The sequence below is a fragment of the Amycolatopsis sp. NPDC004079 genome, assembly GCF_040610415.1.
Classification (GTDB): domain Bacteria; phylum Actinomycetota; class Actinomycetes; order Mycobacteriales; family Pseudonocardiaceae; genus Amycolatopsis; species Amycolatopsis halotolerans.
On record NZ_JBEXMH010000049.1, the window covers coordinates 47954 to 72847 of the forward strand.

Here is a 24894-nt window from a genome sequence, read left to right on the forward strand (position 1 = left end):
GGTCAGGCGGGGGGCGGGGATTCGGCATTGCCGCTCACGAGGCTGGTGCGCCGCCCTTGCCGTACGGATTGCACGCCGCGGTGCCGAGGTAGATGTCCCCGCTCGCCGGACCGCCCTGCGGGAACAGCTTCACGTGCACCGCGTGCGTGACCAGGCTGCCGTCGGCGGGCGTCGGCGTCACGGTCTCGTTCAGCGTGATCGTGGCCAGCGCCGTGCCCGCCGCGCCGCCGGGGATCGTGATCCGGTAGTTCGCCGGGATCGACGACGGAATGGTGAACCCGGAGACCTCGCCGATCGACATCGACCCGGTGCTGCCCGAATCCGTCGTGGTGGCGCAGCCGACCGAGTACGTGCGGACTTTCAGCTCGGGCCCGCCGTACCGGGTCAGCAGGCCGGACTCGAACCGCTGCCCGCCAGCCTTCACCTGTGCGACCGAGCCCTTCCGCTCGCAGCTGGTGCCGCCGAACCCGAACACCGCGACCTCGCCCGCCGCGCCGCCGGGAGTGCGCGCGGACGCCGGCCCGTCGGCGTCGCAGCGCGCTAATTCTCCGGTGACCACGTGCTCGTGGTCCACCAGCACGTCGAGGCTGCCCGCGGAACCCCAGCCGGTGGACGTGACCGGCGGATCGGCGTGTGCCACCGCCGGCGCCGCAGCCAGCAGAACCCCGGTGACCAGCAGGATCCGTCCGCGCATTCGACCTGTCTCCCTTCGCCCGTGCTTCGACATCGGCAGCGCGGCAGGGGTCCCAAACGTCGACCGGGGCAGCTCACCCGTACGTGTGGCGGAAGACAGGGGTGGTGAGGAACGCAACTTGTCTCGTTCCGTCCGGTCACTCGACGATAACCTGCCCGGACGTCCGTTTTCCGTGGTTGGAGGTCCCGTGTCGTCACTGTCTCTCCCGGCCCGCCGTCAGGTGCTGGCCGACCTCGTGCCCGGCACCCTGGTGCGCGACCTGGCACTGGTCGCCGGCGGAGCCGTGCTCACCGGAGCCGCCGCGCAGCTGGTCATCCCGCTCCCGGGCACGCCGGTGCCGATGACCGGCCAGACCTTCGCCGCGCTGCTCGTCGGCGCGACGCTCGGCATGCGCCGCGGCGCGGCCTCGATGCTGCTGTACTTGCTCGTCGGCGCGGCCGGTGTGCCGTGGTTCCAGGGCGGGACCTCCGGGCTGTCCGGAGCCTCGGCCGGGTACATCGTCGGCTTCGTGTTCGCCGGTGCGCTCGTGGGCGCGCTCGCCCGCCGCGGCGGCGACCGCACTCCGCTGCGCACGGCGGGGACCATGGTGCTCGGCAACGTCGTGATCTACGCGTTCGGCGTGCCGTGGCTGATGGCCGCCACCGGATTCGATCTCGCCACCGCTTTCGACAAGGGCGTCACGCCGTTTCTCGTGGGCGACGTGCTGAAGACCGTGGTCGCGGCGGGTGTGCTGCCGCTCGCGTGGGCCGCGGTTTCGCGGTTCCGCAAGGAAGACTGAGCCGTAATCCCGGGAGCTTCGGTCCGGCGCGAGGGGTCCGTTCGCGCCGGATCGAAGATCCTGTCGGACCTGGCGGCTATCGTGTCTCGCTGTGCCCGCCCGAACCGATTTCCCCGGCGTCCTCGAACTCCTCACCCACGCGGTGGAGTCTGTCGGCGGCGCTGAACGCCCCGGCCAGGTGAAGATGGCCGATGCCGTCGGCCACGCCATCCGCACCGGCGAACACCTCGCCGTGCAAGCGGGAACGGGCACCGGCAAATCGCTGGCGTACCTGGTGCCCGCGATCCGGCACGCGGTGGAGAAAGACACCACCGTCGTCGTCTCCACGGCCACCATCGCGTTGCAGCGCCAGCTGGTCGACCGTGATCTCCCGCGTCTCGCCAAGGCGCTCAAGAAGCCGCTCGGGCGCGAACCGACCTTCGCGATCCTCAAGGGCCGCCGCAACTATCTGTGCCTGCACCGGCTCGACACCGGTCCGTCCGACGAGCCCGAGGACGCGCAGCTGTTCGACCCGTTCGCGGTGTCCCGGCTCGGCAAAGAAGTCACCCGGCTGCACGAGTGGACGTCAGACACCGAAACCGGCGACCGCGACGAGCTGGTGCCCGGCGTGTCCGACCAGGCGTGGCGGCAGGTTTCCGTCACCGCGAGGGAATGCCTCGGCGCCGCGAAGTGCCCGGTCGGCACCGATTGCTTCGCCGAACGCGCGCGAGCCGAGGCGGGCCGCGCCGATGTCGTGGTCACCAACCACGCGCTGCTAGCCATCGACGCGCTGCAGGGCTACCAGGTCCTGCCGGACCACGACCTGGTGATCATCGACGAGGCGCACGACCTGGTCGACCGGGTCACGTCGGTCGCGACCGGCGAACTCACCAGCGCCATGGTCTCGGCCGCCGCGCGCCGCTGCGGAAAGCTGATGGACGCGGGAATCGCGGACCGGCTGCTGGAGTCGTCGGACGGGCTCGCGCTGATCCTCGACGACATCCCGTCCGGAAGGCTCGACGCGCTGCCGAAGCCGTTGCAGGGCGCGATCCCGGCGGTGCGCGACGCGGCGAAGGAATGCCTCACCGCGCTGGGTTCGGATCGCAAGGAAGACGTCGGCGAGGCCACCGCGCGCAAGCTGGCCCGGTCGCTGCTCGAAGAAGTGCACGACACAGCAGTGCGGCTGCTCGACGCGTACGACGAGGATCTGGCGCACCAACGGGACGTCGTCTGGCTGACCGGCGACAAGTACTCCGCGAATCCGCGCCCCCCGGCGTTGAAGGTCGCGCCGCTCGGCGTCGCAGGCTTGTTGCGGGAGCGCGTGTTCAACCAGCACACCACCGTGCTGACCTCGGCGACGCTCACCCTCGGCGGCGAATTCGACACCATGGCACGGCAATGGGGTCTTCCGCCGAGCGGCGCGCGCGTAGTGAAGTCGCCGGGCACGGCCACCGACAAGGAGGCGCCGTCCGACGAGGACAACGGCCCGAAGTGGACCGGGCTGGACGTCGGATCGCCGTTCGACCACCGCCGCAACGGCATCCTCTACCTCGCCAAGCACCTGCCGCCGCCGGGCCGCGACGGGCTCGCCGAGTCCACAATGGACGAACTGGCCGCACTGGTCGAAGCCGCGGGCGGCCGTACGCTGGGCCTGTTCTCCTCGATGCGCGCGGCGAAACAGGCCGCGGAGGCGATGCGGGAACGGCTCGACCACCCGATCCTCTGCCAGGGCGACGACGCCACGCCGTTGCTGGTGCGGCAGTTTTCCGAAGACGCGCGAACCTGCCTGTTCGGCACGCTGACACTGTGGCAGGGCGTGGACGTGCCGGGGCCGTCGCTGCAGCTCGTGGTGGTGGACCGGATCCCGTTCCCCCGCCCGGACGATCCGGTGTCGTCCGCACGCCAACGCGCGGTGGAAGCCCGGGGCGGCAACGGATTCCTCACCGTCGCCGCCACGCACGCCGCGCTGCTGCTGGCGCAGGGCACCGGACGGCTGCACCGCTCGGTCACCGACCGCGGCGTGGTGGCAGTGCTGGACTCCCGGCTGGCCACCGCGCGCTACGGCGGTTTCCTGCGCGCGTCGCTGCCGCCGTTCTGGCCGACAACAGATCCGCAGGTCGCACGGGACGCACTGAAGCGACTCGACGCGGCCGCGCCCGCCTGACCGAGCGCACGGGCCAGGCGGGTACGGTGAGTGGAACGAACACGACAGGGAGCACCGTTGACCCAGGATTCGTCCAGCGCACAATCCCGGACCGTCAGTGTTGACGACACCGGGGTGCGGCGCCGGCTCGCCGATGGCAGCGAAGAAGCTGTGACGTGGTCAGAACTGAGCTCCGTCATGGTGAGAGTCATCCCGGACGGCCCCTGGAACGAAGACGTCTTCTTCATGCTGGTCGGCAACGACGGCAAAGGCACGGCGGTCCCGAGCGGCGACCCGGCCGCGGACGCCCTCATCGAACGCCTGCAGACCTTGCCCGGCTTCGACAACGAGAAGTTCATCGAGGCGATGACCACGGACGCCGACCAGGCGTACGTGGTGTGGCAAAGCTGATTCGGGCTCGCTGAAGCCCGCTCCGGGCTACTGCGGCTTCCGCTGACCTCGGCTCGACCGGAAACGCTTGCCGGGTAAGGGGTTGACGAGCTGCGGCTTCGAGGGGCTTAGCCACAGCAGTTCGACGAGCCGTATTGCGACTGCCGCCGCGGTGACCACACTGCGCGAACTGCCCGCCATCCGACTCGGCGACCGTTGCGACAACTGTCCGCCACGACGGGTCGACGCTCCACACCGCGAGAACCCGGCCGTCACTGCGACTCAGCGACCACACCGCACGACCGGTGCCGCCATCGCAGCTCGACGACCGCCCCGGCTGGGCACGATCGGCACCAGCAAACCGACCGGCCTGCTCAACGGAGTCTGACGACCGCGCGAACCGCCCACCGCGTCAGCTCAGCAACCCCCGCCCGCCGCTCCGGCTCACCAACCCACCGCAAGTACCGCTGCAGCTCAAGCGGTCGGAAAAGTCTCCGTCACCGGAATGGCCTTCTTGAGCGTCCGGCTCACCGTGCACAGCCGCTCGATCGCCCGGTCCACCGCGCCCGCCAGCGCTTCCCGCTGGGCTTCGTCCAGGCCCGACACGTCGACGTCGAACGCGACGTGCACCGCGTCCAGTTCCGACGCTCCCTCTCGCCGATCGGCCGTCACCGCGACGCTGAACTTCGAGTCCTCGCCCACGCGCCGCGTGATCAGCTGCTCCGCCGTCACCGCGGAGCAGCCCGCCGCGGCGATCTGCAGCAGTTCCGCCGGGGAGAAGGCACCCTCCGCGCCAGCCCGGCCCAACCGCACCTCCGCGCCGCGCTCGTTGCGGCCGACGAAGCTGTGCGTGCCTTCGCGCTGTACTTCCAAGGTCATCGGAGACGCCTTTCCACCCGTCGAATCACTGCATTGGCGCAACCGAGCGGGTCACGCCGATGTTCCGGGATGCTGCGCCAGCACGGTAATCGTGCCGGGGTCGACCTCGGTGAATCCCGCATCCCGGACAGCGATCACGCGGTTGTCGCGCCAGCCCGCCTCCGGGTCCTCGACCGGGCACAGCTCTTTCCACCGCGCCGGGCTGGGCGTCCGGACCGCGACTCGGTAGTCCTTCGCCGCCCACGCCGCCAACTCGTCGTCCGGCAGCAGCGACGCGAGGATCATCGTGGCGTGCCCGACCTGCGCGGACGCCTTGCCGACGGTCATCGGGACGTCCGGGTTCAGCATCAGCAGCGGGACGTCGGCCGGGGCCGGACCGGGCATGTCGGCGGGCAGTTCGCTGCCGGAGATCTGCAGCCGCGAGACCTCTTTCGGGGCCTCCTTCACGAGCCCGGGCACGAGCGCCCGCGCCTCCGCGCCGTCGACCTCGATGGTGATTCCCGGCTGGTCCAGCACCGCTTGCCAGTGCGCGCCGCGAGCCCGGCGCGCGACCTTGCGGATCCGGTTGTCGAGCCACGCCTGCACCGGCTCGGCCCACTCGCCGCCGGGTTCGACGCGTTCGTCCAGGCACACCGCCAGCGCCGCCGCGGCCGCCGCTTCGAGCAGAGCCGTCCGGCCGGACGGTTCGGCGCGTTCGATCCGCAGGATGATCGGCATCGCGCGGACCTCGTCCGGGTCCTCGTAGGAGGTGTCCGCGGTGTCCTCGGCGGGGAGGCCGAGCCACGAGGCGTAGCGGCTGCGCAGCGGTTCGAGCAGAGGGTTCACGGGCGGGCCAATTCGAGTCCGTCGGCCGCGTCCGCCGCCTCGACCTCGGCGCGCGTGACGCCGAGGACGAACAGCACCGCGTCGAGGTACGGGTGCGAGAGCGCGGTGTCGGCGACCTCGCGCAGCGCGGGCTTGGCGTTGAACGCGACGCCCATGCCGGCCGCGGCGAGCATGTCGATGTCGTTGGCCCCGTCGCCGACCGCGACACAGGCACCGAGCGGAATCCCGTACTCACCGGCGAACCGGCGCAGCGCGGTCGCCTTGCCGGCGCGGTCCACGATGTCGCCGACCACGCGGCCGGTGAGCTTGCCGTCGACGACCTCCAGCTCGTTGGCCGCCGCGAAGTCGAGGCCGAGGTCGTCCACGAGATGGTCGATGACCTGGGTAAATCCGCCGGACACGACGCCGCAGCGAAAGCCCATCCGCTTCAAGGTGCGGACGGTCGTGCGGGCCCCCGGGGTCAGCTCGAGCTTCGCCGCGACCTCGTCCATCACGCTGGCGGGCAGCCCGGCCAGCAGCGAGACGCGCCGTTCCAGCGACTCCGCGAAGTTCAGCTCGCCGCGCATCGCGGCCTCGGTGATCTCGCGGACCTGCTCCTCGACCCCGGCGTACGCGCCGAGCATCTCGATGACCTCGCCCTGCACGAGCGTGGAATCGACGTCGAAGACCACCAGCCGCTTCGCCCGGCGTGTGATGCCCGCGCGCTCGACGGCGACGTCAACGTTGGCCTCGGACGCCGCGTCGGCCAGCATGGACCGGAGCTCGGCGTCGGCCTCTTCGTTGTCCTCGCGCACCGAGACGTACAGCTCGAGCCCGGTGACCGGATAGTCGGCGACGCTGCGAATCGAGTCGATGTTCGTCCCGATGCCCGCCAGCCGCCGCGCGATCTCGGAGAACGCCCGCGCGGTCACCGGACGCCCGAGCAAGACGAGCACGTGCGACGAATCGCGCCGCCCGAGCGCGAACGGATCCGCGCCGATCGCGTCGCCGATCCGGACCTCGACCTCCATGCCGACGGTCGCCATCGCCTGCTCGACGGACTCCTGGAGCCCCTCCGGGTCGCGGTAGACGCCGGCGAGCACGCCGAGCACGAGCTGCCCGCGGATGACCACCTGCTCGATGTCGAGCACGTCCACGTCGTGCCGCGTGAGCACGGCGAACAGCACGGACGAGACCCCGGGCTTGTCCGGACCGGTCGTGGTGATGAGGACGGGAGTCTGGCTCACTGGTTCGGTATCCCTCGTTCGTCTCGGCACCGACGCTTAGGCCACGGCGAGTCGGCACGCACAGTCTGGCCTCCAGCGGCGGCGGGCAGAACGCCCCCGTGCCGCGCTTCACACCGCGGGCGCCACTAACGGGCGACGAGAGGGGCGGTGGACCAGGTTAAGGCGTGCGCTGCCGTGCGGGTCGGAGCCGAGGACCGATGCACCGCGGCTGCGGATGGCGGTCTTGGCGAACGCCGCGGAGCGGGCGGGCCGTCCCAGGGTGAGGCCCAGCGGCACGGGGTGGGGCGGGCGGCGCAGCGCGAGGTGGCGGGGCGGCGCAGCGAACAGCGAGGCGCGTATGGGCGACGCGTCGGCCACGCACGGGCCGCATGCACTCACGACGCCCCAGCAGAGGGCAGGTCCGCAGCGGTCACGTCGCCCCGGGTAGGTGTCGTGGCTAAGCCGGTTCTAACCGGCACGAACACTCACGAGGCCCCAGCCCGCACGCCTCGGCAGCCCCTCTCCGGCACGAAAAACGGCGCGTGCCCGGCCGAGAGAATCCTCGACCGGGCACGCGCCGTGCAGCTGTTCCGAGCGCCGTTACTGCTCGCTCGCGTTGTCCTTGCTGTGGTCGCCCGGCATGGTGGCGTCCACGAGCTTCTGCGACGGGGCCGCGACGTGCTTGGCCTTGCCGAAGAAGCCGATCTCGCCTTCCGCGTGCAGGCGTTCGACCATGTGCGGGTAGTGCAGCTCGAACGCGGGCCGCTCGGAGCGGATCCGGGGCAGTTCGGTGAAGTTGTGCCGCGGCGGCGGGCAGGACGTGGCCCACTCGAGCGAGTTGCCGTAGCCCCACGGGTCGTCGACCGTGACGATTTCGCCGTACCGGTAGCTCTTGAACACGTTCCAGATGAACGGCAGCGTGGACGCCCCGAGGATGTACGCGCCGATCGTGGAGATCGTGTTCAGCGTGGTGAACCCGTCGCTGGCCAGGTAGTCCGCGTAACGCCGCGGCATGCCTTCCGCGCCCAGCCAGTGCTGCACCAGGAACGTGGTGTGGAAGCCGATGAACGTGGTCCAGAAGTGCCACTTCCCGAGCTTCTCGTCCATCATCCGGCCGGTGATCTTCGGGAACCAGAAGTAGATCCCGGCGAAGGTCGCGAACACGATCGTGCCGTAGAGGACGTAGTGGAAGTGCGCCACCACGAAGTAGCTGTCCGACACGTGGAAGTCGATCGCCGGGGCGGCCAGCATGATGCCGGTCAGACCGCCGAAGAGGAACGTGACGATGAAGCCCATCGAGAAGATCATCGGCGTCTCGAAGGACAGCTGGCCCTTCCACATCGTGCCGATCCAGTTGAAGAACTTCACGCCGGTCGGGACCGCGATGAGGAACGTCATGAAGGAGAAGAACGGCAGCAGGACCGCGCCGGTCGCGTACATGTGGTGCGCCCACACCGCCACCGACAGCGCCGCGATCGCCAGCGTCGCGAAGACCAGGCCCTTGTAGCCGAACACCGGCTTGCGGCTGAAGACCGGGAAGATCTCCGACACGATCCCGAAGAACGGCAGCGCGACGATATAGACCTCTGGATGGCCGAAGAACCAGAACAGGTGCTGCCACAGGATCACCCCGCCGTTGGCCGGGTCGAAGACGTGGGCTCCGAGGTGCCGGTCCGCCAGCAGGCCGAACAGCGCCGCGGTGAGGATCGGGAAGGCGAGCAGGATCAGGATGCTCGTGACCAGGATGTTCCAGGTGAAGATCGGCATCCGGTACATCGTCATGCCGGGCGCGCGCAGGCAGACCACCGTGGTGATCATGTTGACGCCGCCGAGAATCGTGCCTAGACCGGAGACCGCTAGACCGGCGATCCACAGGTCGGCTCCCACGCCTGGCGAATGGATCGCGTCGGACAACGGCGTGTAGGCGAACCAGCCGAAGTCGGCGGCGCCGCCCGGGGTGAGGAAGCCGGACAGCACGATCAGGCTGCCGAAGAGGAACAGCCAGAACGAAAACGCGTTCAGCCGCGGGAACGCCACGTCCGGCGAACCGATCTGCAGCGGCAGGATGAAGTTCGCGAATCCGAACAGGCTCGGCGTCGCGTACAGCAGCAGCATCACCGTGCCGTGCATGGTGAACAGCTGGTTGTACTGCTCCTGCGACAGGAACTGCTGACCCGGCTGGGCCAGCTCCGTGCGCATGAGCATCGCCATCGCGCCGCCGACCATGAAGAAGGCGAAAGACGCGACGAGATACATGATCCCGATCTGCTTGTGGTCCGTCGTGCGGAACAACCGCAGCAGGTACGAACCCTTTGCCGTCTCGCGCGCGGGATACGGGCGCGTCGCGATCGGCTTGGGGGCTACGGCCGTCACTCCTGCCTCCAACACTGCAACCTTGTGGTGGTCAACTTCGGGGCGCTCGGGCTCAGGCGGACCTGATTCCGGGCGGTCAAGGGGATCGTAGCCCTCGGTACCGACAGTCGCTCGCACCGGCTGGTTAGATCACCGCATGACCGACCCGTACCGCGCCGCGGCGGTCTCTTCCGCGCTCGTAGTCGGCCGCCGGTTCGGCCTCCCGGCCGATGCCGCCGAGGTGCTGCACGAGCGCTCGAACGTGCTGGTGAGGATGGGTCCGGTCGTGGCGAGAGTCCCGGCCACCACCCGGTTGCTGCGGCCGGACGCGACCGCCTGGCTCGAGCGGGACGTCGCCCTTTCGGCCTACCTCACCGAACGTGGTGTGCGCGTCGTCTCACCGGCCGCGGATCCCCCGGCCGGACCGCATTTCGCCGAGGGTCTGCCGGTCACGCTCTGGCACTGGACCCCGCACGATCCGGACCATCGGCACGGGCCGGACGAGACCGCCGGATCGCTCGCCCGGGTCCACGCCGCCTTGCGCGATTACCCAGGCGAACTGCCCTCCCGCGGCCCGGTCGACGAGCTACTGGACACCGTCACCCGCAACGGTTCGCTGCTGGACGGCTTCGCCGACCGGATCCGCGCGGAGACCGAACGACTCGCGGAGCTGCTTCCGTCCGGCCAGGTCCAGGCCCTGCACGGCGACGCGCACCCCGGCAACCTCATCGAGACCGCCGACGGCCCGTGCTGGCTCGACTTCGAGGACACCTGGCGCGGACCACTCGAATGGGACCTGGCGATCCTCGCTCGGCAAGGCGGGCCGGAGTTCCTCGCCGCGTACCCGGGCGAAGCGGACGAAGCCGTTCTCGCGACGTGTACGCAGCTTCGCTCGCTCTTCGCGGTGGCGTGGCGCTTCTTGATCGCACAGCGTTTCCCACAGCGTTTCCCACACCGCCTCGCCGAAGCGCGCGCCGCAGCGGTCGAGTACTTCAGCTGACCCAGCCGAGGATCGCTTCGACCACGCCAGCCGGGTCCTCCAGCGGCGTTAGGTGCCCGACGTCGGGCAGGACCGCGAGAGTCGCGTCAGGCAGCGCTTCGACCATGGTGTTGGCGGCGGCGAGCGGCGTGATCGCGTCGCGCTCCCCCACGATGACGAGCGCCGGTACGTCGGTTTCGCGCAGCAGGTCAACAGAATCGGGCCGGTTGCGCATCGCCCGCGCGGCCCAGGCGACTCCGGACGGCGGCTGCGCGTCGATCAACTCGCGCACGCGCGCGCGGACGCCGGCGGACGCGGTGTCGGCGAGAAGGTTCGGCAGGTTCGCGTCGGCCAGCCAGTCTTTGACGCCCTCGGCCTCCGCGCGGTTCGCGACGTCGAGCCTGGTCTGCGCGGCTTCGGGAGTGTCCGCGGTGGCTTTGGTGTCGATGAGGACCAGTCCCCCGACGCGCTCGGGAGCCAGCCGCAGGACAGCCAGCGCGAGGTAGCCGCCCATCGAACAGCCGCCGAGAACCACCTGGTCGAGTTCGAGCTTGTCGAGCAGCGCGACGACATCCCGAGCCGCGTCGGCGAGATCCGGTTCGGCTTCGGTCTCCGGCAACGGGCTCCGGCCGAGCCCGCGCTGGTCGGGCGTGATGACCCGGAAGCGTTCCGCGAGCGGCGCGCGGACCGGGTCCCACATGCGGGCGTCGAGCGGGAAGGCGTGCAGGAGCACCAACGGCAGTTCGGTCATGGCGGAGATTGTCGTCTTTATTGCTTCGGTTTTTGTCGTACCCCGTAGTTATGGTCGGGGGCGTGACAGAGATCGTGACGGAAAGGCTGGTGCTGCGGCACTTCGTGGAGACCGATCGGCAGGCAGTGGTGGAGATCCAGAGCGACCCGGAGACGAACCGGTACAACCCGCGTCCGCCGGACACCGCGACCACCCTGGTGATGTTCGACAGCTGGCTCGAGCACTGGGCGGAGTTCGGCTACGGATACCTGGCGGTCCGGGAGCGGGGCAGGCCGGAATCCGCCGACGGGTCGGACGTGATCGGCATGGCCGGAGTGCGCAACCGGGAGTTCCGGGGCGAGAAGGTGCTGAACCTGGCGTACCGCTTCCGGCCGTCGGCGTGGGGAAAGGGTTACGCCGCGGAGGCGGCGCGGGCGTCGGTGGAGTGGGCGGAACGGGAGATCCCGGCGATTCCGGTGCTGATCAGTGTGGCGGTGACCAATGCGCCGTCGTTGCGGGTGGTGGAGAAGCTGGGGTTCACGGAGTACGTGGAGGAGGACTACGACGGGGCGGTCTCACGACATTTTCGACGGTGACGGGGTTTCGGGAGGTGGAGGGGTTCGGCGGGACTAGCGTTCGGCCGTGACGGGATTTTCGCGGTGGCGGGTATGAGGCCGCATCGAGGTTCGGTGGTGACGGGATCTCAGCGGTGGCGCGGATGTTCGGAGATGGCAGGTCTCCGCGGTGACGAGTGTTCGGCCGTTACGGACGCTTGGCCGCAGCGGGCGTTCGGCGGTGATGGGCGTTCGGCCGCCCGCGTCAACCGCGATGCGGTCCGGCGGTGCCGGGCGCGGCGGAAGGAAGCTCGTTCGCGGTAACGGCTTCTCCTCACCAACGCCGGTTCGGCCGACGCCGGGCCCGAGCCTCCCAGCAGGGGCGATGCCAATGCCGACGATCCGCGACGCCGCCGGTCTCGTCCGCGGGCCAGACGACCAGGTGCGGGACACCGGGTCGGATCTCGTGGTCGCAGCCGGGGCAGCGGTAGGTCTTGGCGGCTTGCGAGCCGGGAACGGTGCGCACCAGCCAGTCCCCGTCGGGACCGGATTCGCCGCGGGCCCAGCCGCTGACCGCACCGGCGTCCGGCCGCTCGCCGGAAGCGGGACGGCCTCGGCCGGGTCGGTTGCGTCTGGGCACGCAGCCACGGTAACCGGGGGTCGGCGGGGCGGCTCACCAGGTGGGACCTGCGCGGTCCCGAATGAACAGTTCCTGGTGAGCGGCGCGTCCGGATCACATAGTTCCTGGTGAGCGGCGCGTCCGGACCACCAGGTGACCGCACTGGCCGTCACGGGCGTCAACTCCGCGATCACCCGCACGGCCGCACGCCAAGCCAAGCCAAGCCGCCGAGCGAAATCAGCCGCGCGCGATCGCCAGCGGAACCAGCTGCTCCGCCGACGTCAGCGAGCCATGTTGGCCCACCAGGTTCGACTCCACCGCTTCGGCCAGTTCGCGCACCATCCCGAACGTTCCGGTCGCCGCCGCGACGACGTCGCCGATCCGCGGGCGTACCCGATCGCTCACCGCGGCACCGAACCAGCCTGCCGCGATTGCCTCTTCGCGCGGCAGGACCCAAGCCCGCGAACCCAGCACCGAACGCCACGCGGCCACGACATCCGCCGTCGCGCCGGGTTCCGTGTAGACGTGCCGCGCGCGGACTTCGCCGCCGAAAGTGCGGACGCCCGCCAGCAGTTCCGGGGTGTCCTCCAGGTTCAGTTTCTCCTCGACGGTCACCATTCCGTGGTCCGCCACCACCGCCAGCACCGCACCGGCGGGCAGTCCGTCCACAATGGACTCAACTAAGCGGTCGACGTGGCGGAGTTGCATGCGCCACGCGGTCGAGCCGGGGCCGTAGAGGTGACCAAGCAGGTCCAATTCACTGTGGTAGGCATAGCAAAACGACCGGGAAGACAGCACGTCCAAGGTCCGCGCGGCCAGGTCGCCCAGTGCGTGGACACCGGCGTATCGGGCACCGCTCTGGGTCGCTTGAGTCAGGGCCGTGTTGGCGAAATGCGCCGAGGACACCACTGCGGCTTCGATCCCGGCGGCAGCGGCGCGTTCGAAGGTCGTCGGCAGGGGTTGGACTTCGCGGGGCGGCAGGGTGCCTCGCAGGTCGCTGCCGTCTTCGTGTGAGCGCCAGCGCAGGGCGTTCATGACACCCGCGCCTGGGACCTCGAAGGTGTAGCCGACCATGCCGTGCTCGCCGGACGCCAGACCGGTGCCGATCGCGGCGACGCCGGCGGCGGTGGTCGACGGGAAGCCGACTCGCAGGGGGCTGCTGGCCAATTCAGTGAGGACGGGAGCGTCCGCGGCGTGCTGGGCGAGCAGTTCCCAGCCAAGACCGTCGATGAGGAGCACGCAGGCGCTGCGGGCTTCGGGCAACGCCAGGCCGCCGTCTTCGCCCGGCACGCCCAGCGCGCCGAGCAGGGCGGGAACGACCTGGCCTAGGTGCGGAACATCCGCGTACTGGGGCACATCCACCCGGACAGCTTCCCACCAACGCGGCCCGCCAGCGATAATCACGACATGCCCACCTACGCCTACCGTTGCCGCGACTGCACCGAGACGTTCGAACTCCAGCGCCCGATGGCCGAGTCGAGCGCACCTGCCCCCTGCCCCGAGGGGCACACGGACACGGTCAAGCTGCTCACGACCGTCGCGCTCACGGGCTCGGCGTCCGCTCCGGCCCCGACTGGCGGAGGGTGCTGCGGAGGCGGTTGCTGCAGCTGATCGGCACCGAGTCAGGCCGCGGCACCCGCCGTCAAACCCGACGGCGGACGCCGCGACGGCGACTGATCAACAACCCTTAAGAGCCTGATCCAGATCAAGCCACAGGTCCTCGACATCCTCCAGCCCGGCCGAAAGCCGCAGCAAGCTGTGTGTGATGCCGGAGCCGGTGCGGTCGTCCTCGGCGACGATTCGGTGGGTCAGCGAAGCCGGGTGCTGGATCAGCGTGTCGACGCTGCCCAGGCTTACCGCGGGCGTGATCAGCCGGACAGCGCCGATCACCGCGTGCGGGTCGCCAGTCACCTCGAAGGCCACCAGCGGGCCGCCCAGTTTCGGGTAGTGCACGGCGCTGACCGACGGGTGCGAGGCTAGCCGCGAGGCCAGGTCGGCGGCGGTCTCCGAAGCGGCCTTGACGCGCAGCGGGAGCGTCGACAGGCCTCGCAGCAACAGGTATCCGGCGAGCGGGTGCAGCACGCCACCAGTGGCGAAGCGCAGGGAACGCAGGCGCGCGGCTTCCTCCGCGTCGCAGGCCACGATGCCGCCCATGACGTCGCCGTGGCCGCCCAAGAACTTTGTCGCGCTGTGCAGCACCATGCGGGCGCCTAGGCGGCCGGGGCGTTGCAGGACGGGTGTCGCGAAGGTGTTGTCGACCAGGACCGGGACGTCGCCGCACGCCTCAGTCAGGGTGGCGATGTCCAGTTCGCTCAAGGTCGGGTTCGCGGGCGTTTCAACGAAAACCAGGCCGGTGTCGGGGCGCAATGCCTCGGCGACATCTTCGGGGGCGGTCCAGGTGACCTCGGTGCCCAGGAGGCCGGTGGTCAGCAAGTGATCAGTGCAGCCGTACAGCGGGCGGACGCCGACGATGTGGCGTTTTCCTTGCGACACCGCGGAAAGCAGGCACGCCGATACCGCCGCCATGCCGCTGGCGAAAGCCACGGCGTGGTCGAAGCCTTCGAGTTCCGCGAGCGCCTGCTCGAACCGTTCGACGGTCGGGTTGCCGATCCGGCCGTAGATGCCGGTGACGTTCCCGCCCGCGGCGAACTCGTCGATCCGGCGGGCCTCCTCGGCACTGTCGCGCGCGGGGTAGGTCGTGGAGAAGTCGAGCGGGGCGGCGTGCAGGCCGAGGTCGGCGAGATCGTCGCGACCGGCGTGGACGGCTCGGGTGCGCAGGGCGGAAGTCATGGCAGTCACGTTCGGACAAGCAACGGTGGCAAAGCAACAATCTCGGATAAGATTCAGCGATGAGCGAGACTGTCGAACTCAGTCCGGTTGATCTTGAGATTCTGCGGGTGCTGCAGAACGATGCCCGGACGTCGAACAAGGAGCTCGCGGCCGCGGTCGGGCTCGCGCCGTCGACCTGCCTGGACCGGGTGGCCCGGCTCCGGGAGACCGGCGTGATCACCGGCCAGCACGCCAAGGTCGACGCGGCGAAAGTGGGGCGTCCGCTGGAGGCGTTCCTGTTCGTGCAGGTCCGGCCGCATCGACGGCCGCTGGTGGAGCAGTTCGTGGAGCACCTGTTGGCACTGCCGGAAATCCGCGCGGTCTACCACTTGACCGGGCCTGACGACTTCCTCGCGCACGTCGCCACCACCTCGGCCGCGGAGTTGCAACGGCTGGTGCTGGACGAGCTCACCTCCCGCGACGAGGTCGCCCGCGTGCACACGAACCTCGTGTTCCAGCAATGGCAAGGCGGCCCGCTGCTGCCGCCGGACGGTGAACCCGCCCAAGGCGCGCGTATCCGCCAGCGCAACCGATGAGCTGCGCAGGCGCGGGTATTCGAATTACGCGCGTCGGACGTAGCCGCGGAGCCTTCGGACTGCTCAGCCGGACTGCTCAGCCGGACTGCGAAGCGCGGTTGTCGTACTCCTCGCGGGCATCGAGGACCTCGCTCAGGTGCAGCACCGACCACTCCGTGAGCGCCTTCAGAGGCGCCCGCAGCGACTCGCCCAGCGGAGTCAGCGCGTACTCCACGCGCACCGGCACGGTCGGATACACCGTTCGCCGGACTATGCCGTCGCGTTCGAGGGCGCGCAGCGTCTGGGTGAGCATCTTCTCGCTCACTCCCGCCAACCGGTTCCGCAGCTGGGTGAACCGGCACGGCCCCTGTTTGCCGAGTTCGCCGAGCACGAGGATCGACCACTTGTCGCCGATCCGGTCGAGCAGGTCGCGGGACGGGCATCCGCGCACATACGGATCCCACGCGGATGTCGTCCCGGTCACGGCCTTGGCGGTTGCCACAGCGCTCACCTCACTGCTTTCCCATGGGTGGCTACCTTACCAAAAAGTGGCTACTTCCCCATGGGAAGCGGCCAGGCCATCGTGGACCGCAACGCCGCGGGAGGCCCGCGGCGGGAAGTCCTTGCCACCACCGGAAAGGTGCTCACACGATGTCTCCCCGCACCGCGCTGCTCGCTCTCACCGCGATATCCACCGCCCTGACCGCCCTCACGTCTCCCTCCACGGCCGCGACCCGTGAGGGCGGCCCCGCCACGATCACCATCAACGGCGCCAACGCCTATCCCGAAAGCGTCGCGACCGACAACCGCTACGTCTACACCGGCAGCATCGCCGACGGCACCGTCTACCGCGGGCGCCTCGGGTCGAAGACGCTCGATCCCTTCCTGCCCGGCGGTCGCGACGGCCGCACCGAGGTCGCCGGGATCAAGATCAGTGGCAATCGCCTGGTGGTCGCCGGCGCCTTCACCGGGCGCCTGTTCACCTACACCAGCACCGGGAAACTCGTTGCCAGCTACGGCGTCCCCGACTCGGACGAGAAGACCCTGGTGAACGACGAAGCCATCGCATCCAACGGCGACGTTTACGTCACCGACTCGTTCCGCCCCGTGCTCTACCGGATCCCGGCCGCCGAGGTGCACGGCCCGGTCACCGGCGCCCACCGAACCCTGCAAGCGGCCTATCGCCTGCCGGACTACGCGGCCGGCCAGTCCAACGGCAACGGCATCGTCGCCACCCCCGACGGAAAGTCGCTGATCATCGGCTACTGGTACAGCGGCGCGCTCTACCGGCTCACCCTCGCGACCGGCGAAATCCGCAAGATCACCGCGCCGCCTCTGCCCAGCGCCGACGGCATGGTGCTGCGAGGAAACACGCTGGACATCGCACGCTCCGTGAACAACGAGATCACCACTGTGCGGCTGTCCCGCGATTACACCCAGGCCACCGTCGTCGGCGAACGCACCTACCCGGGAGCCGACACCACCACCGGCGTCGCCGTGAGCGGGGACCGGCTGCTGGTGAGCAACTCGCAGATGAACGGGTACCTGCGCGGCGACCCGCCGGCCAGCCCGGTGTTCACCCTCGAAAGCTTGCCACTGCACTGATTACGCGCGGCAGCGCAAGATGGACGGGTGCAGATCAGCTTCCTGACCGAATCCGACCGCGACGACTGGGAAACTCTCGCCCGCGGCAAAGACGCCTACTTCGACGTCGAGCGCACCGACGACAGCTACGACCGGACCTGGCGCCGCCTGCTCGACGACGACCGGATCCGCGGGGTCGCCGCCAAGCTGGACGGCGCGATGGCCGGCATCGCGCACTACCTGTTCCACGCCAGCATCTGGTACTCCGGAAAGTGCTATCTCGCCGACCTGTTCGTGTCCGAGACCGTCCGGCGCAAGGGAGTCGCGACGGCGTTGATCGAATGGGTCGCCCGCGACGCCGAGGAGCACGGTTTCCCGTCGCTCTACTGGAATACGCTCGAGGACGCCCCGGCCCGCGCGCTTTACGACCGGGTGGGCACATTCCACGACGGCTTCATTCTCTACACGTACAAACGTCAGTAGTCCTTGAAGCCCTTGCCGGTCTTGCGGCCCAATCGTCCAGCCGTCACCAGGTGCTCCAGCAACGGCGCCGGAGCGAAACCTTCTTCGCGGAACTCGTTGAACAGCGTCCGCTCGATCGCCAGCGACACGTCCAGCCCGACCACGTCCAGCAATTCGAATGGGCCCATCGGCAACCCGCAGCCGACCTTCATCGCGGTGTCGATGTCGTCCGCCGACGCGTAATGCGCCTCCAGCATTTTCACCGCGTCGTTGAGATACGGGAAAAGCAATGCGTTCACAATGAATCCGGCTCGGTCGCCGCACTGCACCGGGTGTTTGCCGACCGCCGCGCACACCGCGGTCGCGGTGGCGGTGACGTCCGGGGCAGTCGCGATCGTCGACACCACTTCCACCAGTTTCATCACTGGTGCCGGGTTGAAGAAGTGCAGGCCGACCACGTCGCCGGGCCGCGAGGTCGCCGCCGCGCATTCGATGACCGGCAGCGAGGACGTCGTGGTCGCGAGCACCGCGCCCGGCCGGACGACCTCGTCCAAAGCCGAAAACACCGCCTGCTTAACGGAAAGCTCCTCGGCGACGGCCTCGACCACCAGGTCGACCTCGGCCAGTTCCTCGAACTCCGTCACCGGACGGATCCGGGCGAGCGCGGCGGCAGCGTCCTCTTCGGACAGTTTGCCCTTCACCACGGCCTTGTCGAGCGACTTCTTCACCTTCGCCACCGACGCTTGCGCCTTCTCCGTGCTCCGCGCCCGCAGCACGACGTCAAACCCACGCTTGGCGAACACTTCCGCGATGCCGGTGGCCATCGTCCCGGTGCCGATCACGCCGACGGAACGCACTTCGCGAGCCGTCGAAGAGTCCACTTCGGACGAAGCGACCGAATCCACCACCACCGGCGAATCCGGCGCGTCGTAGGCGTAAAAACCGTGCCCGCTCTTGCGGCCCAGCTGACCCGCGGTGATCATCTGCTTCAGCAACGGCGCGGGGGCGTGCAGCCGGTTGCGGGATTGGTGGTACATCGTGTCGAGGATTTCGTACGCGGTGTCCAGCCCGATCAAATCGAGCAGCGCGAGCGGGCCCATCGGGTAGCCGCAGCCGAATCGCATTGCCGCGTCAAGATCTTCGCGAGTGGCGTAGCGCTGCTCGTACATCCGCACCGCGTGGTTGAGATAGCCGAACAGCAGCGCGTTCGCGATGAACCCGGCCCGGTCGCCCATCACCACCGGCGATTTGCCCAGCCGCTGCGCGAATTCCACGACGTCGGACACCACGTCCGGCTCCGTCACCACCGTGCGCACGACCTCGACCAGCTTCAACACCGGCGCCGGGTTGAAGAAGTGCATCCCGACGACCTTGCCCGGCCGCGCGGTGTGCACGCCGATCTCGGTGATCGACAGCGACGACGTGTTGGACGCGAACACCACGTCCGGCCGCGTCACCTGGTCCAACTGGGTGAACACCTCGGCCTTCGCCGCGAGGTTCTCCGGGATCGCCTCGATCACCAGGTCCACTTCGGACAGATCGGCGAGCGAGGTGGTGGCGCGGATCCGGCCCAGCAGCGCCTCCCGGCCCGCCTCGTCGAGCTTCCCGCCCGCGAGCGCCCGTTCGGTCGAATGCCGCAGGTGGCCGAGGCCGCGTTCGACGCCCGCCTCGTCCAATTCCACCGCGACCACGTAGAGCCCGCTGCGGGCGAGCACCTCCGCGATGCCCGCGCCCATCGTGCCAAGACCGACCACACCGACCGTCGAGATTTCCCGTGCCACAAGGCCTCCAGAGGTTACCCGCTGGTAATTGCCGCTCACTGTGCCACGCGAGACCCCCGAAAGCACATCGGAATCGAGTCAGTCCAGCCGAAGTCACCCGGTCGGAAACCCGCAGGTCACTCCCCGAAGTTCGCCTCCACCAGCTCGGCCACCTTCGCGACCGCCTCGCTCGCCTGCAGTCCGCGGGCCCGCACCACGATCCGGTCGCCCTGCCGCGCGCCGAGCGACATCAGCGCCAGCACGCTGTGCGCGTCCGCCTCCTGCTCGCCCAGCCGGACCGACACCTCGGCCTCGAATTCGGCGAGACTGCGCACCACGACCGCGGCCGGACGCGCGTGCAGGCCGACGTCGTTGGTCAGCGTGAATTCCTTCTCCACCACGCCTTCCTCGCCGGTCGCCGAAGCCTCAGTAAAAGCCAGGTCAGGCGCCACCCCGGCACTCGCCGCGGCCTCACCCACCGCCTTGGCGTTCGCGCCGCCCTGCGCCGCGACGGCCGCCGCCACCGCGCCTTCCACCAGCGGTGCGTCGACGACCACCGCCGCGGACGGGTCGGCCAGCGACTCCACCGCCAGCTCGGCGGTCATCTGCGCGCTGCCGAGGTCGTACAGCAACACCACGCCGTCGCCGGAATCGGCGCGCTGGGTGGCGGCCACGACCTCGTCGTAGTCGGTGCCGATGCCGCCGCCGTCGGGCAGGCCGCCCGCCGGGACGATCCGGACGTCCGGGGCCATCTGGGCGGCCAGTTCGGCCAGTCCTTCGGCCAGTTTCGCGCTGTGCGACACAAGAACGATTCCGACGGTCACCGGGCCGCCTCCGCGAACGCGCGCAGCAGCAGTGCTGTCGAACGAGCGCCCGGATCCATGTGTCCGACCGCGCGTTCCCCGAGGTACGAGGCGCGGCCCTTGCGCGGCACCAAGTCCACAGTGGACTCCGCACCGCGGTCGGCCCCGTCTGCCGCCGCGGTGAGCACGTCGGCGATCGTGCCGTCGGCGGAGCCTTCAGCCGCGGAGATAGCCGGGATCAGCGCGTCGACCATCGTCGCGTCGCCGCCCACCGCCTTGCCGCGCGCCTGCACGCCCTCCAAGGCCGCGCGCAACGCGTCCAGCAGCAGCGGCACGTCGAGCTCCGCCGCGTCGCCGAGCTTCGCCGACGCGCGCAGGAAAGCCGTGCCGTAAAGCGGTCCGGCCGCGCCGCCGACCTTGGAAATCAGTGTGGTGGCAGCGAGTTTCACCACCCCGGCAGGCGTTTCCGGCACTGCGGTCTCCAGCGCGGAGACGATCGCGGTGAAGCCCCGGCTCAGGTTCTCGCCGTGGTCCGCGTCGCCGATCGCACGGTCGAGGTCCACCAGTTCGGTGCGGTGCTCGGCGATCACTTCGGCGGCGGCGCGCACCGCGGCCGCGACCCCTTCGGCAGTGCAGGCCATCAGATCCCCCACCGCAGCGCGGGCGTGCGCACCGGCGCGTCCCACAGCTGCGTAAGCTCGTCGTCCAATTTCAGCAGGGTCAGGCTGATGCCCTGCATTTCCAGGCTCGTGATGTACGGCCCGACCAGCCTGCGCTCGACCAGAATGCCGCGCTCGGCCAGCAGCCGCTCGGCGATGCCGTGCGCGAGGTACAGCTCCAATTGCGGCGTGCCGCCCATCGAGTTGGTGAACAGCAGCACCTTGTCGCCGGAGGAGAACGGCAGGTCGGACACCACCGCCTCGACCATCCGGGCGACCAGCGCGTCGGCCGGTTCGGCCGGGATCCGCTCGCGGCCGGGCTCGCCGTGGATGCCGATGCCGAACTCGATCTCGTCCGGGCCGAGGTCGAAACTCGGCTCGCCCGCGTGCGGCACGGTCGGCGCGGACAGCGCCACCCCGATCGACCGGACCTGCCCGATCACCTTGCGCGCCAACGCTTCCACCGCGTCCAGCGAATCGCCGCGCTCAGCCGCCGCGCCGGTGATCTTCTCCAGCAGCACGGTTCCGCCGACGCCGCGCCGCCCGGCGGTGAACGTGGAGTCCTTGACCGCCACGTCGTCGTCGATCACCACGCTGCGCACGTCCAGGTCCTCAGCCGCGGCCAGTTCGGCGGCGGTTTCGAAGTTCAGCACGTCGCCGGTGTAGTTCTTCACGATCAGCAGCGTCCCGGCCGGCCCGGTGGTGGCGGCGATCGCGCCCTGCACCGCGTCCGGGGTCGGCGAGGTGAACACCGGACCGGGCACCGCGGCGTCGAGCATCCCCGGTCCGACGAACCCGCCGTGCAGCGGTTCGTGCCCGGACCCGCCGCCGGAGACCACCGCGACCTTGCCCGCCACCGGCGCGTCCGCGCGCACGACCAGCGCCGGATCGTCCCGCACGCGCAGCAGGTCCGCGTGCGCGACCGCGAGCCCTCTCAGCGATTCGGCGACAACGGCCGCCGGATCGTTGATGATCTTCTTCATGGCGGACCTCCGGCACCTCGGCGTCGTGGACTGCCCCAACCTATGAGGTCGCCGGGCCCGCCGCAAAGCGCCCCCTGGTCACGCCTTGGGCAGTTTCCCGGCCAGCTGCTTGGCCAGCCCGGTGGTCTTGCCGCACGGGTCGTCCTTGTCCGCCTGCGCGTCGGGGTTCGTGTACTCCAGCTGGACAACCTCGACGTGGTCTTCCTTCCACTGCCGGTGCTGCCATTTGACCTGGCAGCTCGACCCGGAGGTGCCTTGCTTCGCGTACGCCTGGTTCGGCGTGCCGACGTCGGCCTTCAGCCAGCCGTCGCCCTCGCTCGGCGCGACGCCGGGGAACATCGTCACCCGGACGCTCGGGATGAGGCCCCAGTCGCACGAGTGCAGCCCGGACGCCCGCGGCGTCCCGCCCTTCACGACACCGTCCACTGCGGTCTGATCGAGCACCGAGCACGGGTCGACGGCCAGCAGCGTGCCCGGGCCTGGCGTGTACTTCTGCGGGTTGTTGTGCAGCTTCTCGACCGCCGTGGCGACGAGTTTGCGACCGGCCGCGCAGGCGTCGCCGCCGGTGTAGTCGATGCGGAAGGACACCCCGAAGGACGGGTTCCGCGCGGTGAGCGCGCTGACCACGCAGCCGGTCCCGCCGCCGAGGTCGGGCACCTCGACCTGCGGCAGCCCTCCGACCGCACCGGTGGTCTTGTCCGAAGCGAACGTCACGATGCCGCCGACCTCGACGCTCGCGCGGATCTCCTTGCCGCCCGGGTCGTTCGCCTTGGCGACGCAGGAGTCGAACTGCGTGCTCGACGCGGTCGCCTCGCCCTGCATCGTGCCGAGCAGGCTCATCGCGGTCTTGTCCACGAACTGGCACGGCAGCAGGTCGCGCAGAACGGCGGGGGCGACCGCGGGATCGGTGATGGGGCCGGACGTCGCGGCGCCGTCCCCGGCGGCGGGGACGGTCGTGCGCGCGAAGTTCTCCTTGCCCAGATTCGGGCCGCCGCACGCGGACATCGCGACCACGCCCGCGGCTGCCAGGGCGGACAACTTCAGGAACCGGCCGAACCGGCGATCGTGCACCACGTCCGGCAACCTAGCCTGCGAGGTTGCCGGACGTGGGAACAACCCGGTTATTCGGCGGGTGACTCTTCCGCCGTTTCGGTGCTCGGCGGCACGACCAGCGGCCGCAGCACCGCCCACAGCACGAACAACGCGGTCACCACCAGCAGGCCGATGCCCGACCAGAGGTTGATGTTCACGCCGGCGGCTTTCGTCAGATCGGCGTCGCTGGTGAACCCGGCGCCCATGATCGTGAGGATCACGCCGTAGACGCCGAGCAGCAGCGCGATGATCAGCCGGATGTCGAAGGCGCCCGCCTTGTGCGGCCGCGAGGTTTTCTCGGTCATGCGGGCCTCCTCAGAAGATGATGTTGAGGGCGATGGTGATCACGAGGACGATGCCGGCCAGCAGCCCCGGCTTGCGGTACCAGCCCGCGTTCTCGCCGGTGTTGTCGTGCTTCAGCGAATCACGCGGCGTGAGCGAGTAGACCAGGCCGACGAGCTGCGATTCCGGTTTCGGCTGGGTGGCCAGCGAAACCCCGACGCTCACCACGATGTCGACCACGAACGCGGTGCCCGCGGCCACGAAGCTGGTGCCCTGCCCGGCGAGCGAAAGCACGTCCGCCTGCGACAGTGCCCAGATCGTGATCGCCGACGCGGTACCGGCCACCAGGCCGATCCACCCGGCGGCCGCGGTCATCCGCTTCCAGAACATGCCGAGGATGAACGTGGCGAACAGCGGCGCGTTGAAGAACGAGAACAGGTCCTGCAGGTAGGTCAGGATGTTCGCGGACTGCGACGCGACGAACGCGGTGCCGATGGCCAGGACCGTCGCGACGACCGTGGTCTTGCGGCCCAGGTTCAGGTAGTAGCCGTCCGGCTTGTCCTTCTTGAAGTACGTCTGCCAGATGTCGTACGTGAACACGGTGTTGAACGAGCTGAGGTTCGCCGCCATGCCCGCCATGAACGACGCGAGCAGACCGGCGATCGCGATGCCGAGGATGCCGTTGGGCAGCAGGTCGCGCATCAGCAGCAGGAGCGCGTTGTTCGCGGTGACCCCGCTCGTGGCCGGTTTGTCCGCGAGCAGAAGTCCCTTGTCCTGCAAGTACTCCGGCACCACGACGCCGGCGATCATGCCCGGGATGATGACGATGAACGGCACCAGCATCTTCGGGAACGCGCCGATGATCGGCGTGCGCCGCGCGGCCGACATGCTCTTCGACGCCATCGCGCGCTGGACCTCGACGAAGTTCGTCGTCCAGTACCCGAAGGACAGCACGAACCCGAGGCCGAACACGATGCCGAGGACGGACAGGAAGTTGTTGCCGAAGCCGGTCAGGTTGTCGCCCGGCCAGGAGTGCAGCTGCGCGGTGCCGCCGGGGCTGTGCGTGATCTTGTCGACCAGGCCCTGCCAGCCGCCGACCTTGACCAGGCCGACGATGGTGAGCGGCAGCAGCGCCACGACGATCACGAAGAACTGCAGCACCTCGTTGTAGATCGCGGCGGACAGCCCGCCCAGCGCGGTGTACCCGAGCACGATGGCGGCGGCGATGACGATCGACAGCCACAGCGGCCAGCCCAGCAGCAGGTTCACGACGCTGGCCAGCAGGAACAGGTTCGCGCCCGCGATGAGGATCTGCGCCGCGGCGAAACTGATGCCGTTGACGAGGTGCGCGGTCGGCCCGAACCGGCGGCGCATGAACTCGGGCACGCTGCGGACCTTGGAGCCGTAGTAGAACGGCATCATCACCAGGCCGAGGAACAGCATCGCCGGGATGGCGCCGATCCAGAAGTAATGGACCGTCGGCAGGCCGTAGAGGACGCCGTTGGCGGACATCCCCATGACCTCGACCGCGCCGAGGTTCGCGGAAATGAACGCCAGGCCGGTGACCCACGCGGGCAGCGACCGGCCGGAAAGCAGGAAGTCGAGACTGCTCGACACCTGCCTTCGGGCGAGAGCGCCGATACCGAGCACCAGGACGAAATAGAACGCCAACTCGATGTAGTCGATCGGACTCGCGTCGAGCCGCAAGTTCGCGTCGGCGAGGAACGGCACCCTGCCACCTCCGAATCAAACATTCTCACACAGAAAACACCATCGTTCCTGTCAGACCGGCACAGTA

26 protein-coding genes are annotated in these 24894 nt (G+C 69.5%); 9 read left to right on the forward strand and 17 right to left on the reverse strand.

What is annotated here, in order from left to right; all coding sequences use genetic code 11:
- Positions 1 to 34: 34 nt before the first annotated feature.
- On the reverse strand, positions 35 to 694 hold the full coding sequence (locus tag ABZX37_RS35970; protein ID WP_354747247.1) for a choice-of-anchor P family protein: 660 nt from the start codon (positions 692 to 694) through the stop codon (positions 35 to 37).
- A 187-nt stretch (positions 695 to 881) separates the two neighbouring features.
- On the opposite strand from ABZX37_RS35970, the gene ABZX37_RS35975 reads away from it, so the two are divergent.
- The 3 genes from ABZX37_RS35975 (at position 882) to ABZX37_RS35985 (ending at position 4005) form a co-directional block, all read left to right on the forward strand.
- Positions 882 to 1472, forward strand: coding sequence for a biotin transporter BioY (locus tag ABZX37_RS35975; RefSeq protein WP_354747249.1), 591 nt, complete (start codon positions 882 to 884; stop codon positions 1470 to 1472).
- 91 nt (positions 1473 to 1563) lie between these two features.
- Positions 1564 to 3615, forward strand: a complete 2052-nt coding sequence (locus tag ABZX37_RS35980) for an ATP-dependent DNA helicase (protein ID WP_354747251.1) — start codon at positions 1564 to 1566, stop codon at positions 3613 to 3615.
- A 57-nt stretch (positions 3616 to 3672) separates the two neighbouring features.
- Complete coding sequence (locus tag ABZX37_RS35985) at positions 3673 to 4005, forward strand: hypothetical protein (protein ID WP_067593690.1); 333 nt, start codon at positions 3673 to 3675, stop codon at positions 4003 to 4005.
- Positions 4006 to 4458: 453 nt separating this feature from the next.
- Here the strand turns inward: ABZX37_RS35985 and ABZX37_RS35990 are convergent, their stop codons facing one another.
- The 4 genes from ABZX37_RS35990 to ctaD all read right to left on the reverse strand — a co-directional run bounded on the left by ABZX37_RS35990 (position 4459) and on the right by ctaD (position 9266).
- Positions 4459 to 4863, reverse strand: a complete 405-nt coding sequence (locus tag ABZX37_RS35990) for an OsmC family protein (protein ID WP_354747253.1) — start codon at positions 4861 to 4863, stop codon at positions 4459 to 4461.
- A 51-nt stretch (positions 4864 to 4914) separates the two neighbouring features.
- A complete protein-coding gene (locus ABZX37_RS35995) occupies positions 4915 to 5688 on the reverse strand; it encodes a peptidyl-tRNA hydrolase (RefSeq protein ID WP_354747255.1) in 774 nt (257 codons plus the stop codon).
- Complete coding sequence (serB, locus tag ABZX37_RS36000; RefSeq protein WP_354747257.1) at positions 5685 to 6914, reverse strand: phosphoserine phosphatase SerB; 1230 nt, start codon at positions 6912 to 6914, stop codon at positions 5685 to 5687. Before serB ends, ABZX37_RS35995 begins: the two co-directional genes overlap by 4 nt.
- 579 nt (positions 6915 to 7493) lie before the next feature.
- On the reverse strand, positions 7494 to 9266 hold the full coding sequence (ctaD, locus tag ABZX37_RS36005; protein ID WP_354747259.1) for a cytochrome c oxidase subunit I: 1773 nt from the start codon (positions 9264 to 9266) through the stop codon (positions 7494 to 7496).
- Between the two features lie 136 nt (positions 9267 to 9402).
- On the opposite strand from ctaD, the gene ABZX37_RS36010 reads away from it, so the two are divergent.
- Positions 9403 to 10245 (forward strand): phosphotransferase, encoded by an 843-nt coding sequence (locus ABZX37_RS36010; RefSeq protein ID WP_354747261.1) that lies wholly within the window; start codon positions 9403 to 9405, stop codon positions 10243 to 10245.
- Here ABZX37_RS36010 and ABZX37_RS36015 read toward each other — a convergent pair.
- On the reverse strand, positions 10238 to 10975 hold the full coding sequence (locus ABZX37_RS36015; protein ID WP_354747263.1) for an alpha/beta hydrolase: 738 nt from the start codon (positions 10973 to 10975) through the stop codon (positions 10238 to 10240). The genes ABZX37_RS36010 and ABZX37_RS36015 overlap by 8 nt on opposite strands.
- 50 nt (positions 10976 to 11025) lie before the next feature.
- Between ABZX37_RS36015 and ABZX37_RS36020 the strand changes: the two genes are divergently transcribed.
- Complete coding sequence (locus tag ABZX37_RS36020; protein ID WP_354747265.1) at positions 11026 to 11550, forward strand: GNAT family N-acetyltransferase; 525 nt, start codon at positions 11026 to 11028, stop codon at positions 11548 to 11550.
- Between the two features lie 292 nt (positions 11551 to 11842).
- Here ABZX37_RS36020 and ABZX37_RS36025 read toward each other — a convergent pair whose 3' ends face one another.
- Both ABZX37_RS36025 and ABZX37_RS36030 read right to left on the reverse strand, forming a co-directional pair.
- Positions 11843 to 12148, reverse strand: a complete 306-nt coding sequence (locus ABZX37_RS36025) for a hypothetical protein (protein WP_354747267.1) — start codon at positions 12146 to 12148, stop codon at positions 11843 to 11845.
- A 216-nt stretch (positions 12149 to 12364) separates the two neighbouring features.
- The gene (locus tag ABZX37_RS36030; RefSeq protein WP_354747269.1) at positions 12365 to 13489 is read right to left on the reverse strand and encodes a nucleotide pyrophosphatase/phosphodiesterase family protein; all 1125 of its coding nucleotides are present in this window, start codon (positions 13487 to 13489) and stop codon (positions 12365 to 12367) included.
- Between the two features lie 45 nt (positions 13490 to 13534).
- Here ABZX37_RS36030 and ABZX37_RS36035 point away from each other — a divergent pair, with 45 nt between their 5' ends.
- A complete protein-coding gene (locus tag ABZX37_RS36035) occupies positions 13535 to 13738 on the forward strand; it encodes a zinc ribbon domain-containing protein (RefSeq protein WP_354747271.1) in 204 nt (67 codons plus the stop codon).
- 66 nt (positions 13739 to 13804) lie between these two features.
- On the opposite strand, the gene ABZX37_RS36040 is transcribed toward ABZX37_RS36035, so the two are convergent.
- Positions 13805 to 14917, reverse strand: coding sequence for a PLP-dependent transferase (locus ABZX37_RS36040; RefSeq protein WP_354747273.1), 1113 nt, complete (start codon positions 14915 to 14917; stop codon positions 13805 to 13807).
- Positions 14918 to 14976: 59 nt separating this feature from the next.
- On the opposite strand from ABZX37_RS36040, the gene ABZX37_RS36045 reads away from it, so the two are divergent.
- Positions 14977 to 15492, forward strand: coding sequence for an Lrp/AsnC family transcriptional regulator (locus ABZX37_RS36045; RefSeq protein WP_354747275.1), 516 nt, complete (start codon positions 14977 to 14979; stop codon positions 15490 to 15492).
- 76 nt (positions 15493 to 15568) lie between these two features.
- On the opposite strand, the gene ABZX37_RS36050 is transcribed toward ABZX37_RS36045, so the two are convergent.
- Positions 15569 to 15973: a helix-turn-helix domain-containing protein gene (locus ABZX37_RS36050; protein WP_354747317.1), complete on the reverse strand. Its 405-nt coding sequence runs from the start codon at positions 15971 to 15973 to the stop codon at positions 15569 to 15571.
- Positions 15974 to 16122: 149 nt separating this feature from the next.
- Here ABZX37_RS36050 and ABZX37_RS36055 point away from each other — a divergent pair, with 149 nt between their 5' ends.
- Entirely contained in the window at positions 16123 to 17076 is a 954-nt protein-coding gene (locus ABZX37_RS36055) for a hypothetical protein (RefSeq protein WP_354747277.1), read from the forward strand.
- Between the two features lie 27 nt (positions 17077 to 17103).
- Positions 17104 to 17538 (forward strand): GNAT family N-acetyltransferase, encoded by a 435-nt coding sequence (locus ABZX37_RS36060; RefSeq protein ID WP_354747279.1) that lies wholly within the window; start codon positions 17104 to 17106, stop codon positions 17536 to 17538.
- Here the strand turns inward: ABZX37_RS36060 and ABZX37_RS36065 are convergent.
- From ABZX37_RS36065 to ABZX37_RS36095, 7 genes are all read right to left on the reverse strand, one after another.
- Entirely contained in the window at positions 17532 to 19298 is a 1767-nt protein-coding gene (locus tag ABZX37_RS36065; protein ID WP_354747281.1) for a 3-hydroxybutyryl-CoA dehydrogenase, read from the reverse strand. The two genes, ABZX37_RS36060 and ABZX37_RS36065, sit on opposite strands and share 7 nt — an antisense overlap.
- 116 nt (positions 19299 to 19414) lie before the next feature.
- Positions 19415 to 20101: a dihydroxyacetone kinase phosphoryl donor subunit DhaM gene (gene dhaM / locus ABZX37_RS36070; RefSeq protein WP_354747283.1), complete on the reverse strand. Its 687-nt coding sequence runs from the start codon at positions 20099 to 20101 to the stop codon at positions 19415 to 19417.
- Complete coding sequence (gene dhaL, locus ABZX37_RS36075) at positions 20098 to 20721, reverse strand: dihydroxyacetone kinase subunit DhaL (protein WP_354747285.1); 624 nt, start codon at positions 20719 to 20721, stop codon at positions 20098 to 20100. The genes dhaM and dhaL overlap by 4 nt, the downstream gene beginning before the upstream one ends.
- On the reverse strand, positions 20721 to 21722 hold the full coding sequence (gene dhaK / locus ABZX37_RS36080) for a dihydroxyacetone kinase subunit DhaK (protein WP_354747287.1): 1002 nt from the start codon (positions 21720 to 21722) through the stop codon (positions 20721 to 20723). Before dhaK ends, dhaL begins: the two co-directional genes overlap by 1 nt.
- A gap of 78 nt (positions 21723 to 21800) precedes the next feature.
- A complete protein-coding gene (locus ABZX37_RS36085; protein WP_354747289.1) occupies positions 21801 to 22796 on the reverse strand; it encodes a hypothetical protein in 996 nt (331 codons plus the stop codon).
- Positions 22797 to 22843: 47 nt separating this feature from the next.
- A complete protein-coding gene (locus ABZX37_RS36090; protein ID WP_354747291.1) occupies positions 22844 to 23119 on the reverse strand; it encodes a hypothetical protein in 276 nt (91 codons plus the stop codon).
- A gap of 10 nt (positions 23120 to 23129) precedes the next feature.
- Positions 23130 to 24827, reverse strand: coding sequence for a sodium:solute symporter family protein (locus ABZX37_RS36095; RefSeq protein WP_354747293.1), 1698 nt, complete (start codon positions 24825 to 24827; stop codon positions 23130 to 23132).
- Positions 24828 to 24894: the final 67 nt, after the last annotated feature.

Coding starts and splice junctions, on each gene's coding strand:
- ABZX37_RS35970 (WP_354747247.1), bottom strand. CDS start 694: ATGCGCGGACGGATCCTGCTGGTCACCGGGGTTCTGCTGGCTGCGGCG.
- ABZX37_RS35990 (WP_354747253.1), bottom strand. CDS start 4,863: ATGACCTTGGAAGTACAGCGCGAAGGCACGCACAGCTTCGTCGGCCGC.
- ABZX37_RS36010 (WP_354747261.1), top strand. CDS start 9,403: ATGACCGACCCGTACCGCGCCGCGGCGGTCTCTTCCGCGCTCGTAGTC.
- ABZX37_RS36015 (WP_354747263.1), bottom strand. CDS start 10,975: ATGACCGAACTGCCGTTGGTGCTCCTGCACGCCTTCCCGCTCGACGCC.
- ABZX37_RS36020 (WP_354747265.1), top strand. CDS start 11,026: ATGGTCGGGGGCGTGACAGAGATCGTGACGGAAAGGCTGGTGCTGCGG.
- ABZX37_RS36035 (WP_354747271.1), top strand. CDS start 13,535: ATGCCCACCTACGCCTACCGTTGCCGCGACTGCACCGAGACGTTCGAA.
- ABZX37_RS36040 (WP_354747273.1), bottom strand. CDS start 14,917: ATGACTTCCGCCCTGCGCACCCGAGCCGTCCACGCCGGTCGCGACGAT.
- ABZX37_RS36045 (WP_354747275.1), top strand. CDS start 14,977: ATGAGCGAGACTGTCGAACTCAGTCCGGTTGATCTTGAGATTCTGCGG.
- ABZX37_RS36055 (WP_354747277.1), top strand. CDS start 16,123: ATGTCTCCCCGCACCGCGCTGCTCGCTCTCACCGCGATATCCACCGCC.
- dhaL (WP_354747285.1), bottom strand. CDS start 20,721: ATGGCCTGCACTGCCGAAGGGGTCGCGGCCGCGGTGCGCGCCGCCGCC.
- dhaK (WP_354747287.1), bottom strand. CDS start 21,722: ATGAAGAAGATCATCAACGATCCGGCGGCCGTTGTCGCCGAATCGCTG.
- ABZX37_RS36090 (WP_354747291.1), bottom strand. CDS start 23,119: ATGACCGAGAAAACCTCGCGGCCGCACAAGGCGGGCGCCTTCGACATC.